A 12,312-nucleotide genomic window follows, 5' to 3' on the forward strand; every position below is an offset into this window, starting at 1 on the left:
CCCCGCCCCCTCAGGACTCCAGCAGCCGCTGGCCCACGTACTCGCCCTCGCGCGGCCCGCCGGGCACCGCGTACAGGCCGCTCGACTCGTGCCGTACGAAAGCCGACAGCGCGTCACCCCGGTCGAGCTTGCGCTGCACCGGCACGAAGCCCCGCAGCGGATCGGCCTGCCAGCAGATGAACAGCAGACCCGCGTCCGGGGTGCCGTCCGCCGCGAGCCCGTCGTGGAAGGAGAACGGGCGGCGCAGCATCGCGGCCCCGCCGTTCTGCTCCGGCGCCGAGATCCGCGCGTGCGCGTTGTCCGGGATGACGAGCTTGCCGTCGGGTCCGGTCTTGTCCAGGGCGAGCGCGGTCGTCTCCGTGCCGCCGGTGAGCGGGGCGCCGTCGGACTTGCGGCGGCCGATGACCAGTTCCTGGCGGTCGACCGGCAGGGCGTCCCAGTCGTCGAGCAGCATCCGGATGCGGCGTACGACGGCGTACGAGCCACCCGCCATCCAGTCGGGTGTCCCGGCCGGCGGCTTCGCCGGAACGAAGATCCGCCGGTCGAAGTCGGCGTCCGTCGGCTTCGGGTTGTTGGTGCCGTCGACCTGGCCCATCAGATTACGGGCCGTCATGGGCCGGGCGGTGGCGCCGGGCGAACGGTTGAAGCCGTTCATCTGCCACCGTACGCGCGCCGCGTCGCCCGCCTCCTTAAGGAGGGCGCGCAGCGCGTGGAAGGCGACGAGCGAGTCGTCCGAGCCGATCTGGACCCACAGATCGCCGTTGCTGCGGCGGGCGTCGAGATGGTCCGAGGAGAAGGCCGGCAGCGGGTCGAGCGCCGAGGGGCGGCGGTCGGCCAGCTTCGTCACGTCGAAGAAGGTCCGGCCGAAGCCGAAGGTGACCGTCAGCGCGGAGGGCCCGGCGTCCAGCGCGATGCCGGTGTCGCCCTCGCCGGCCGGTTCGCCCGCCATGAGCCGCCGCGCGGTCCCCGACCAGCGGCGCAGCAGCGCGGCGGCCTCCTTGCGCCCGGCTCCCGGAGCCAGATCGAGGCCCACGAGATGGCCGCGGGCCTGGAGCGGGGTGGTGATGCCGGCCTGGTGGGCGCCGTGGAAGGCGACGGTGGCCGAGCCGACCGTGGCGAGCGCGGTCGGTTCGTCGGGGCGGGTCGCGGCGTACGCGGCGCTCCCGCCGGCCGCCCCGGCGACGAGGCCCGCGGCGCCGGCGGCGCCGGCCGTACCGATCAGGCGCCGCCGCGAGATCGCGGGCCTGGCGTCGGCGGAAGGCGCATCAGTTCCGGTTCCGGTTCCGGTTCCGGTTCCGTTTCCGGTGCCGCCGGTCGTACGGGTGTCGCTCACGAGGTCAGCCGATCTTCACGTTCTTCTCGATGGTGGTCTGGTCGATGTCCGACGTCCGCACGGTCACCTGGAGGTGCCAGTCGCCGGGCATCGGGATCTGTACGTTGCCCGCGCTCCAGTGTCCCGCCGCGAGCCGCTCGGGCACGACGGGAAGCGGTCCGATCTGCTGGGACTTCAGGGTGTACGCGACCTTCACCTCGGGCACGTCCATCGGCTTGCCGTCCGGGCCGTCGATCCAGACGTGCATGAGGTTGGTGCCGGGGCGGGCGGGGTCGATGGTGAGCCGCAGGGTGCCCTTGCCCTTCGTACCGCCGGTGTCGAAGGGCTCGGTGAGGTTGACGGGGCGGGCGGGCGCGGGAGCGGCGGCCTCGGTGCCGGTGCGGCTGACCTCCTTCTCCTGCGTACGGCCCGGCTCGGTGCCCGTCAGGGCGGTCGTGACGGCGAGCACCACCAGGGCGACGCACGCCTCGATCAGTACGGAGCGGCGCAGTCCGGACCGCTCGGTGTCGGCGTCGCGGTCGCGCTTCTTGCGGGCGGTGGCCAGCGCGGTGCGCTGGCGGGCGAGTTGGGCGGCACGCTCGGGGTCGGCAGCGGTGCCGGCCTCCGCCACGTCCTTCTCGGCCGTCTCCTCCACCACGTCGACGCCGGCTTTCACACCGACTTTCACGCCTGCTTCGGCGTCGGCTTCGGCGCCCGCCTCCGCGGTCTTCGCGGTCTTCGCGTCCTCGCCCAGCAGCCCCGTCCAGCGCCGCGAGAACCAGGCGGCACCGAGCAGGACGGCGATCAGCCCGATCTTGACCAGCAGGAGCTGCCCGTACGACGTACCGGTCCACGCGTCCCAGGAGCCGACCTGCCGCCACGACTGGTACACCCCGGTCACGGCCAGCACGACGACGCTGGTGAAGGCGATCCGCGAGAAGCGCCGCACGGCGGCCCGTTCGAGGTCCGGCACCCGGTAGAGGGCGACCAGCAGCGACACGAGGCCGCCGAGCCACGCGGCGACGGCCAGCAGATGCAGGACGTCGAGCGGCATGGCGAGGCCGGTCTGGATCCCGGTCGACGCGTGCTCGGACAGCGCCCAGGTCCCGGCGATCCCGGCGGCGACGACCGTGCCGCCCAGGCTCAGCCCGAAGGCGAGATCGGCCTTCGCCTTCCCCGCCTCCGCGTTGCCCTCCCCGTCCATCTCCGCTTCCGCTTCCGCTTCCGCTTCTGCTTCCGTGACGCGCTTCGCGTACGCGCCGAACAGCACGGCGATGAAGAGCGCGGCGGCCCCGAGCAGCAGCAGCCGCGACACGAGCGCGGCGCCCGTCTTGGTGTCCAGTACGTCCGAAAGACCGCCGAGGTCGAACATGTCGCCGAGCTTGCCGGACCCGGTGTACGGCGTCCTCAGTAGGAGGAGGACGAGTGTCGCCGCGGTCAGCGTGACCCAGCCGCCGACGACGAGCCGTTGCAACGGCCGTACGGACGCGCCCCGCTGCCAGCAGGCCAGGACGAACGCCGCACCGCCGACGAGCAGGATGAACCCGGCGTACGAGATGTAGCGCACCGTGTCGTACAGCGTGCCGACCAGTCCGCCTCCGGCCTCCTGGTCGGGCACGGTGGCCGTGGTCGCCGACGGCGCCCCGACGGAGAAGGTGAAGGCGCCGGACACGGGATGGCTGTCGGCGGAGACCGCCTGCCAGGCGACGGTGTACGTGCCGTCGGGCAGTCCGGGCTTCAGGCCGACGGCGTAGCGGACGGTGCCGCCCTGGCTCAGGTCCCGCATCTTCGCGACGTCGACACGTTTGCTGCTGGGGTCGAGGACCCGGATGGAGTCGTCGCCCATGGCGATCTGTTCGGAGAAGGTGAGGGTGACCTCCCGTGGAGCGACGTCGACCACCGCCCCGTCCTTCGGATCGCTGCCCGTGAGCGCCGCGTGCGCCGACGCCGTACCGGCGAGCGCGCCGAGGAGGCCGACGGTCAGTACGGCGGTGACGAGCAGCAGCCGTATCAGCTGTGGTCCGAAGCGGGGGGCGATGGCCGTCATGGTGAGTCAGTCCCTCAGTGCTGCGTGGGGTTGTAGGTGGTCTCCTTGACGGGAAGGTCGACCTTGATGGGGTCGGTCTTCTCGAAGTGCAGTTCCACGGAGATCCGCTGGCCTTGTTCGGGCTTCGTCTTCAGGCCCATGAACATCAGATGGCTGCCGCCGCGCGCCAGACTCAGCTCGCCGCCGGCCGGGATGTCGAAGGACTTCACCTGCCGCATCTTCTGGTCCTTGGTCTCGTGGATCGTGACCTCGTCGGAGATGTCGCTGGTGACGGACGTGAGCTTGTCCGCCGCGCCGCCGCTGTTGGTGACCGTGAGGAAGCCGGACGCCATGTCGCTGACGGGCTGCGGCATGAACGCTCCGGTGACCTTCAACTGAGGTGTGTCCTCGGCGGCGTCCGCCGACGAGCACCCGGCGAGCGCCACCACTGACAGCAGCGACGCGAGCGCCGCTGCGGCGGCCGTGGGAGCGCCGCGCCGCCTCACGGGGTCTCGCCCTTGACGAGCTTGGGCAGGTCCTTCGCGTAGTCGTCGGCGGTCGTGTCCTCCCCGTACAGGACGTAACCGCCGTCCGTCTTCGGTGAGAAGGCGATGACCTGGGCGCCGTGCATGGAGACGACGGTGCCGTCCTTCTCCTTGGTCGCCGGTTCGATGCCGATGCCGACCTGGCGCGCGCCCGCCTGGATGGTCGCGAAGTCGCCGGTGAGACCGACGAAGGACGGGTCGCCCGCGCTGGGCAGCCACTTGGCCAGCTCGGCGGAGGTGTCCCGTTCGGGGTCGGTGGTGACGAACACGACCTGGAGCTTGTCCTGGTCGGCCTTGGGCAGTGCCTTCCGGGCGATGGCGATGTTGCTCATCGTCAGCGGGCAGACGTCGGGGCAGTGCGTGTAGCCGAAGTAGATCAGCGTCGGCTTGCCCTTGGTCTCCTCGCGGAAGTCGTACGTCTTGCCCTTCGTGTCCTTCAGGACGAGGTTCGGCTTCTCGAAGGGCTTGTCGAGCACGGTCGCCGCCTGCGTCTTCGGCTGGGTGGAGACATCGGCCACGGGCTTCGACGAGTCGTCGTCGCCGCTTCCGCAGGCGGACAGGGTGAGTGCCGCCACCGCCGTGAGTGCGGCGGCGGTGAGCACGGTCTTCTTGCGCATGGAGATAGTTCCCATTGGTGGATTACGGGCTCCGGGCGCGGGCCCTTCGACGGGCCCGCGCCCGCTGATCAGCTGGCGGGGGTGTCGGTGGACGACGGGGTACGGCGGCGGCCGGCCAGGACGCCGTAGGCGACACCGGCGATGCCGATGACGATGCCGGCGATGCCGAGGCCACGGGCCGTTCCGTCGCTGCTGTCGGAGGAGGCGGCGCTCGCGGTCTTGTGGTCCGCGCTCTCGTCGGACGCGTGGTCCGCGCCGCCCTTGGCGTCGTCGCCCGCCTTGTCGCCGGCGGGTGCGCCATGGCCGTCCTCGGAGGCGGCGGTCAGCGTCAGGACCGGCGCCGGGCTCTCGGGCTCGGCGCCCTCGACGGGCGCGTCGATCCAGCGCACGACCTCGTCGTTGTCGTACGTCTGGAGGGTCTTGAACACCAGCTGGTCGGCGTTCTCGGGCAGCTGGCCGATGGAGAGCGGGAACTGCTGGAAGTAGCCGGGCGCGACCCCGCCGTCGCCCGTGGCGGTCCAGGTGACCTTCGAGACGGCTTCGGTGATCTGCTTGCCGTGCATCTCGATCGGCTTGGCGAGCTTGCTCTTGGTGACGACGATCTTCCAGCCGGGCACGGTCTGCGGCGCCACCGACGCCAGCGGGTGCTCGGTCGGGAAGTTGACTTCGAGCTTGACCGTCGAGGCGTCGTCGCGCTCGTTCGGCACCTTGAAGTTGACCGTCGCGTAGCCGCCCTTGGCGGCTTCGCCGACCGGCTGTACGCCGACGTGCGCGAGGGCGGGACCGGCCATCAGTACGACGGCGGACGCGGCGACGCCGCCGACGACTGCCGCACGGCGCGCGGTGCGCGTACGGCCGACGGTGGACGGCCGCGAGACACCGCGACGAGACGTGTTCGTACGAGAGGCGTTCATGACAGAGACACTCCACGGGTGTGGGAGAGACGGTGAGCCGTGCGCGGATACGCGTCGGCATCGCGACGGCACCGTCCTCCGTACTACGTACGGGGCGTGTCGTCGCGTCAGGCGGCGAGAGTGAATACGGCCGGCGGGCCGCGCCTGATCACCGAATGCTGGAGTGTCTCCTCCGCGTACGACGGCGGGGCGTCGCGCCGGGGGGTGGGCCTGGCGAGCGGTCCGGGGGCCGGCGTGACCGGCAGCCCGGCGCGCAGGGCCCGTACGAGACCGAGGGCGGCCCGGAGCGCCCGCAGCCGCGCGTTGTCGGCGACGGCCTCGCCGAAGCCGTCGCCGAGGCCCTGGGACGAGAGCGTGGCGAGCCGCGCGAGCGCGAGGTCGCCGCGGCGCATGAGCCAGCCGGTCGCCAGGGCGGCCAGCAGGTGGGTGAGGAACATGGGCAGGCTCGGCAGCTCCGGCAGCAGTGCCGCCGCCCCGCCGGTCCCATCGGCCGCCGCCTGGGCGGTCGTTGCGGCGGACATGCCATCGTGCAGGTGACCGCCCTGCGCGGGCCCGGCGCCGAGGGTGGCGGGGTCGATCCCGGCGTCGGTCACGATGCGGTGGGCGTCGCCCGCGCTCAGCGAGGCCGGACCGGCGCCGCAGATCAGCTTCGCCGCCATGCGGATCAGTACGTCGTCGGCGCCCGGGCGCATGGTCAGGTGATGCTGGCTCATCCCGAACAGGGTGTGCAGCGCGAGCTGTCCACCCGTCAGGGCGAGCGCTATGGCGGGCAGCGAGCGGGCGCGTCCGGCGAGCGGCGCGGCCACGGCGAAGACACCGCCGAATCCGACGACGAGCGTCCACCACGGGACGGCCTGACAGGCCGCGATCACATGTCCGGTCCCGGCCAGCACGACACAGACCGCGGTGAACACCGCGGTCCTGAGGAGCCGCAGACCGGCTCCGGTGTGTGCGACACGATCCGGCATGGCCGGGTCATCATCGCACTGCGGTCGGTGGCTTCGTACGGCAGGTCCGGAAGATCACCCTCTGTCCCATACAACGGAGGGCCGTCCATGCGCGTCCGCCGAATGAGTTCTTTCACGTGATCGATGTGCTTACGAGTCGCCTACCAGGGCAATACGTATCGGTATGTCGAGCTGTGGCCAGGAGGCTGGAGCATGAGCATCTGGTGGTCCCTCCATTTGCGGCGCGAGGCCGCGAGCGTCCCGCTGGCGCGCCGTCTTCTGATCGGCACGATGGAGACCGCGGGCGTCGACCCCGACATCTCCTTCGACCTGTCCATCGCCCTGACCGAGGCATGCGCGAACGCCGTCGAGCACGGTGGTGGCGGCGGGCACGAGGGTCCCGAGGGGTCCGGCGTGACGTCCCCGGCGTCGGAGGCGTACCGGGTGACCGCGTATCTGGACGGCGAGAAGTGCCGTATCGAAGTGTCCGACTCCGGGCCGGGGTTCCCCTCCCGAGGGGCGGAAAGGCGGCCCACCCCGCTTGCTGCCGAGTCCGCCGAGGACGGGCGGGGGCTGTCGCTGATCGAGCAGCTGGCCGACCATGTCCACTGGCGCAACCGGCCGGGGCGCGGCGCGGTGATCAGCTTCGACAAGATCCTGAAGTGGCGCGAGGAGACCCCGCTGGTGGCCCTGGGCGGCACGGCCGCCGGAGTCTGACCGGTCGGGGCACCAGGTTCCCAAGGCCCGGAAGAGACCTCTTACCCGGACGGCCCGGCCGCGCGAGACGCGCGGCCGGGCCGACGGCTGTCCGGCTCAGCCCCGCTCGGTGGCCTTGACGGTGGCCATCCACGCCTCGACGTCGGCGGAGGTACGCGGCAGCCCTGCCGACAGATTCCGGTTGCCGTCCTCCGTGACCAGGATGTCGTCCTCGATGCGGACGCCGATGCCCCGGTACTCCTCGGGCACCGTGAGGTCGTCCGCCTGGAAGTACAGCCCCGGCTCGACGGTCAGACACATGCCGGGCTCCAGCGTCCCGTCCACGTACGCCTCCGTGCGCGCGGCGGCGCAGTCGTGGACGTCCAGGCCGAGCATGTGCCCGGTGCCGTGCAGCGTCCAGCGGCGCTGGAGACCCAGCTCGAGGACGCGCTCGACCGGTCCGTCGAGCAGTCCCCACTCGACGAGCCTCTCGGCGAGCACGCGCTGCGAGGCGTCGTGGAAGTCCCGGTACTTCGCGCCCGGCTTCACCGCGGCGATACCGGCCTCCTGCGACTCGTACACCGCGTCGTAGATCTTGCGCTGCAACTCGTTGAACCGGCCGTTGATCGGCAGGGTGCGGGTGACGTCGGCGGTGTAGAGGGTGTGGGTCTCCACGCCGGCGTCGAGCAGCAGCAGATCACCGGAGCGCACGTCGCCGTCGTTGCGCACCCAGTGCAGGGTGGTGGCGTGCGGGCCCGCGGCGCAGATCGAGCCGTAACCGATGTCGTTGCCCTCGACGCGGGCGCGCAGGAAGAACGTGCCCTCGATGTAGCGCTCGCTGGTCGCCTCCGCCTTGTCGAGGATCCGTACGACGTCCTCGAAGCCGCGGACGGTGGAGTCGACGGCCTTCTGGAGCTCGCCGATCTCGAACTCGTCCTTCACGGCGCGCGCTTCGGAGAGATAGACGCGCAGCTCCTCGTCGCGCTCAGCCGTGACCTTGTCGGCCAGCGCGGCCTCGATGGCCGCGTCGTGCCCGCGGACGGCCCGCACGGGGCCCGTCGCCTCGCGCAGCGCCTGGGCCAGCTCCCGGACGTCCTTCGCGGGCAGGCCGATCAGCTGCTCGGCCTCGGCGAGCGAGTGCCGGCGGCCGACCCACAGCTCGCCCTGGCGGCCGTCGAGCCAGAACTCGCCGTTGCCCCGGTTGGAGCGGGGGGTGAGATAGATCGTCGCCCGGTGGCCGTCGCCGCCGGGCGTCGGCTCCAGCACGAGGACGCCGTCCTCGGTGTGGTCGCCGGTGAGATACGCGTATTCCGTGGAGGGACGGAAGCTGTACTCGGTGTCGTTGGACCGGGTCTTCAGGCCGCCCGCGGGGATCACCAGACGGTCGCCCGGGAATCGCGCGGACAGTGCGGCACGGCGGGCCGCGGTGTGCGACGCCTGTGCGATGGGCTCCAGGTCGTGGAGCTCCGTGTCGGCCCAGCCCGACTTCATGTTCTCGGCCAGCTCGTCGGACACGCTCATGTAAAGGCCGTTCTTGCGCTTCTTGATGGGCTTCTCGGCCGACGCCTCGTCGGCGTCATCGAGCACGGTGTCCTGATCTCCCAGCGATTCCGGGGTCTCCGGTGTTTCCGGGATGAGCTCCTCGGCCACGGTCTGCCTCCTCTGTACGACATTGGACCTTTCGGGATTGGACCTTTCGGGTCCAGGCCCCATCGTATGTCTGTACGGGAGACAGGCCAGGGGGCCTGTGGACAACTCGGAGGGCGGCCGGAGGGCGACAGTCCGCTTCAGTCGAAGAGCGCGGCGAGGATCACCACATCCTCCGCGTCGGCGCCGGGGGCGGGCTCGTCGAGCCCGTCGGGCAGCACCAGCCGCAGTACGTGGTCGGCGACGGCCCCCGGGTCGTCCCGCAGGCTCCTGGGCACGCTCGCCGCCGCCGCGTGCAGCCGCGCGAAAGCCCGGTCCATCGGGTCGCCGGTACGCCGCAGCAGCCCGTCCGTGTACAGCAGCACCGTTTCTCCCGGTGCGGGAGACAGCTCCACGCTCGGCGCCTCCCAGCAGGACAGCATGCCCAGCGGCGCCGACAGCGTCGTCTCGACGAACTCCGTCCGCCGCTCCCCCACGATCAGCGGTGGCGCGTGACCGGCCCCGGCGAGCAGGATCTTGCGCGGCGCCGGTTCGGCGTAGGCGAAGAGCGCGGTGGCGGTGCGCGCCGGTTCGGTCAGCCGCAGGAGCAGTTCGAGGTCGGACAGGACGGCGACGGGATCCTCGCCCTCCATCACCGCGTACGCCCGCAGGGAGGCGCGCAGCCGCCCCATGGCGGCCAGGGCGCTCGGTCCCGACCCGCTCACCGACCCGACGGCGAGCCCCAGCGCACCCTCGGGCAGGGGCAGCGCGTCGTACCAGTCGCCGCCTCCGCGTCCGTTCGTACGGTGCCGTACGGCGAGCCGTACCCCCGGTACGCGGGGGAGCCGGCTGGGCAGCAGCTCGTCGGCGATCGTGGCCTCACGCGCGCGGGCGGTCTCCAGCTCCAGGAGGCGCGCCAGATGCTCGGCGGCGTACCGGGCGTAGAGACCCACCAGATGGCGCTGCCTTTCCACCGGTTCGGCGGGTTCGTCGTAAAACCAGACCGCGGCGCCGATCCGGCCCGCCGTCTCGGATGTCAGGGAGACCGCGTACGTGGCGCGGTAGCCGAGCCTGCGGGCCACGTCGCGGTGCAGCGGGTCCAGGTCCGGGTCGCCGAGCACGTCGCCGACGGACTCGGCCGCAGCCCTGGGCACTCCGGTGTCGTCGAGGAGCCGTCCGTAGGAGGTCGCGTCGCGCGGTACGGTCTCCAGCTGGCCGAGATCGGCATGGCTGAGACCGAGTCCGACGGTGGTGCGGGGGATGTGCTCGTCCGCGCGGGGCGCCGGTTCGAGGACGACCAGGCCGCGCGACGAGCCGACGAGGGCGGCTCCCGCCCGTACGACCTCAGCCACCGCGGCAGCGACCGAGCCTGTCCTGACCAGGCGTTCCGTGAGCTCGTGGAGGGTGGTCAGATCGGAGACCCAGCCGGCCAGCCGGTCCTGGATCATGACCACGGGCGCACCGGCGGACTCGTCGAGGGGCGGGGCAGTGTGCGCGGGAGCCGGAACTGCTGAATCGATTCCAGCCACTTTCGGCATGTGCGGAGCGCTCATGGCAACCGGCTTTCTGACTGGTGCGTTTCGCGCAATAGCATTGCAAACCACCAGGTGATACTGCGCCACTATCAGTGCATCCACATGTACACGCACAACTGAGGCGATGTCCAGCATTGTCCTGGCGGAACTGCTGGTGTCTGTGCGACGGTTATCTTGGCGAGAAAATGACCCCAGCGCAGTATTCTGCGATCGACTGAGAGGGCTCGACAGGAGACTCCCCGGTGAAGCCCAGGCGACATCGTGGAGGAGCGTCATCCCGCACGTGATGGGTACGTAAACGGTGACGGACGGGGGCAGTTGGGACTGTCCCGGAACCTGACGGACGGCTTCGGCGTCTTATCCGTCGTAGCCCGCGCGCCATCCCGGAGTGGTGGGGCTGTCACAGCGAGATCGACAGACCATTGAGTGCGCCACCCGTCGCTACGCGTTAACGAAGACACACTGCGTTCGGCCCAGGAGCGGTGAGCCCAGCCGCAGGTTGGCGAAGTCCGGCCGCGCCCCGTCCAAAGGGGCGGCGGAGCGTCGACGACATACGTCGACTGTACGCACAGCGATACGCACAGTGAAGCCATGCACACAGATTTTCCGGTGTGGCATGTGGACCTCGGCGTTCAACGGAAAGGAACGAGCGCTCATGCGCGAGATCCTCGGAAGGCGACGCAGGCTCCTGTTCAGGCGCAAGGGGATGCCTGCCCCACTCGAAGCGGCACTGACGTGCGCCACGGCATGGCAGTGGCCCGTACTTCCCGGAGCCGGCCTGAAGACGTCCGGCGGCCGGGGCGACCGTGGCCAGGGCTGCGCCTGCCCGGATCCCGAGTGCGCCGTACCCGGCGCGCATCCCTTCGACCCCGGTCTGCTGGCCGCGACCACCGACGCGCGCATGGTGCGCTGGTGGTGGGCCAACCGGCCGGCGGCACCGATCGTGATGGCCACCGGAGGCACCGCGCCGTGCGCGGTGAGTCTGCCCGCTGCCGCCGGGGAGCGTGCGCTGGTGGCACTGGACCAGATGGGCATGCGCCTCGGCCCGGTCGTGGCGACCCCCACGCGCTGGTCGCTGCTGGTCGCCCCGTACACCCTGGAGCGGCTCGGTGAGCTGCTCTTCGCCAAGGACTGGGTGCCCAGTTCGCTCCGCTTCCACGGCGAGGGCGGCTATCTGGTGCTCCCGCCGTCCGAGGCGGTCGGCGGTCAGGTGCGCTGGGAGCGGGCGCCACTGCCCGGGTCGGCGTCGCCGTGGCTGCCGGACGTCGAGGCGGTCGTGGACGCGCTGGTCGAGGCGAGCACGAGCGCGCCGGACGGCGGCAGCAGGCTCGCGTACTGAACCCTCGGGGGCGTATGTACGCCCCACGCCGGTGGCGTACATACGCCATCCGCATTGCCGGGCCGCGCCTGAGAGGTGCGGCCCGGTTTCCGTGCCGGCTGTCACTCGTACGGGTGCGAGGGAGCGCGAGTTGTAGGGGAAATGGGCGTGCGGCGCGCCGGGTGGCCCGATTTCGCCGATATCGTCGGCCGACGGTCAAGATCTTTTCGGCAGCGGCAGGTGGGCCCCATGAATCTCCGTGTGATCGGGCTCGCCGCCGTCGTGGTGTTCACCACCCTGCTCCCGCTGGCCGCCTCGGCGGGTCCCGCGGGCGGCCCCGCCGGGCACGCGGCGCCCGACGCGCCCCGCGCGGTGCCTCGGGCCCCCGTCATCCAGAAGTCCGGGAACGGTGATGTGAGGGCCGTTGAACGCTGCGGTCCGGCGCTCACGTCGCGTGACGGGATCGAGGCCCAGACCTGTGTTCTCACCGAGAACGGGGACACCTGGGGCCGTACGTACTACCGGAATGCATCAGGTGAGGAATTGCGTTCCGTGCTCAGCCTGATGGGGCCCGGCGGACGGACCGTGCAGTCCCACTGCGCGGTACGAGACGGCGGCGAGCCGGGTTCTTGTGAAACTCCGCGTGAACGCACCGCGGGAAAGCCCGCACGGTACTGGGCGGTCGCGGAGTTCGCTGGAAGTGCCGACGGAACCGGGCCGCTGCTGCTCAGGTCCGGCAGCAACTCGACTGCTCCGTATGCCAGTTGACATGTCCG

At 71.2% G+C, this 12,312-nt stretch carries 11 protein-coding genes; 3 read left to right on the forward strand and 8 right to left on the reverse strand.

Translation table 11 applies throughout. The features are described 5' to 3' along the window. Nucleotides 1–10: 10 nt before the first annotated feature. The 6 genes from efeB to BHU15_RS04375 all read right to left on the reverse strand — a co-directional run bounded on the left by efeB (nucleotide 11) and on the right by BHU15_RS04375 (nucleotide 6,382). Nucleotides 11–1,237 carry an iron uptake transporter deferrochelatase/peroxidase subunit gene (efeB, locus tag BHU15_RS04350; RefSeq protein WP_069625990.1) on the reverse strand — a complete coding sequence of 409 codons (1,227 nt, stop codon included), beginning with the start codon at nucleotides 1,235–1,237 and terminating at the stop codon, nucleotides 11–13. Nucleotides 1,238–1,337: 100 nt separating this feature from the next. Next, nucleotides 1,338–3,359: a copper resistance CopC/CopD family protein gene (locus BHU15_RS04355; protein WP_069625935.1), complete on the reverse strand. Its 2,022-nt coding sequence runs from the start codon at nucleotides 3,357–3,359 to the stop codon at nucleotides 1,338–1,340. A gap of 14 nt (nucleotides 3,360–3,373) precedes the next feature. Continuing rightward, nucleotides 3,374–3,844: a copper chaperone PCu(A)C gene (locus BHU15_RS04360; protein ID WP_069625936.1), complete on the reverse strand. Its 471-nt coding sequence runs from the start codon at nucleotides 3,842–3,844 to the stop codon at nucleotides 3,374–3,376. After that, complete coding sequence (locus BHU15_RS04365) at nucleotides 3,841–4,500, reverse strand: SCO family protein (protein WP_069625937.1); 660 nt, start codon at nucleotides 4,498–4,500, stop codon at nucleotides 3,841–3,843. The genes BHU15_RS04360 and BHU15_RS04365 overlap by 4 nt, the downstream gene beginning before the upstream one ends. Before the next feature lie 68 nt (nucleotides 4,501–4,568). Further along, nucleotides 4,569–5,291, reverse strand: a complete 723-nt coding sequence (locus tag BHU15_RS04370) for a YcnI family copper-binding membrane protein (protein WP_069625991.1) — start codon at nucleotides 5,289–5,291, stop codon at nucleotides 4,569–4,571. Nucleotides 5,292–5,521: 230 nt separating this feature from the next. Then, complete coding sequence (locus tag BHU15_RS04375) at nucleotides 5,522–6,382, reverse strand: hypothetical protein (RefSeq protein WP_069625938.1); 861 nt, start codon at nucleotides 6,380–6,382, stop codon at nucleotides 5,522–5,524. Nucleotides 6,383–6,574: 192 nt separating this feature from the next. Between BHU15_RS04375 and BHU15_RS04380 the strand changes: the two genes are divergently transcribed. Then, nucleotides 6,575–7,078 carry an ATP-binding protein gene (locus BHU15_RS04380; protein WP_069625939.1) on the forward strand — a complete coding sequence of 168 codons (504 nt, stop codon included), beginning with the start codon at nucleotides 6,575–6,577 and terminating at the stop codon, nucleotides 7,076–7,078. Between the two features lie 96 nt (nucleotides 7,079–7,174). Here the strand turns inward: BHU15_RS04380 and BHU15_RS04385 are convergent, their stop codons facing one another. Continuing rightward, nucleotides 7,175–8,707 carry an aminopeptidase P family protein gene (locus tag BHU15_RS04385; RefSeq protein ID WP_107422782.1) on the reverse strand — a complete coding sequence of 511 codons (1,533 nt, stop codon included), beginning with the start codon at nucleotides 8,705–8,707 and terminating at the stop codon, nucleotides 7,175–7,177. Nucleotides 8,708–8,844: 137 nt separating this feature from the next. Beyond that, a complete protein-coding gene (locus tag BHU15_RS04390) occupies nucleotides 8,845–10,353 on the reverse strand; it encodes a PP2C family protein-serine/threonine phosphatase (RefSeq protein ID WP_171908310.1) in 1,509 nt (502 codons plus the stop codon). A gap of 520 nt (nucleotides 10,354–10,873) precedes the next feature. On the opposite strand from BHU15_RS04390, the gene BHU15_RS04395 reads away from it, so the two are divergent. Next, nucleotides 10,874–11,557, forward strand: a complete 684-nt coding sequence (locus BHU15_RS04395) for a bifunctional DNA primase/polymerase (protein ID WP_031230723.1) — start codon at nucleotides 10,874–10,876, stop codon at nucleotides 11,555–11,557. Nucleotides 11,558–11,785: 228 nt separating this feature from the next. Next, nucleotides 11,786–12,304, forward strand: coding sequence for a hypothetical protein (locus tag BHU15_RS04400; RefSeq protein WP_069625940.1), 519 nt, complete (start codon nucleotides 11,786–11,788; stop codon nucleotides 12,302–12,304). Nucleotides 12,305–12,312: the final 8 nt, after the last annotated feature.

The sequence above is a fragment of the Streptomyces niveus genome (genome assembly GCF_001723055.1).
In the GTDB taxonomy this organism is placed as follows: Bacteria; Actinomycetota; Actinomycetes; order Streptomycetales; family Streptomycetaceae; genus Streptomyces; species Streptomyces niveus.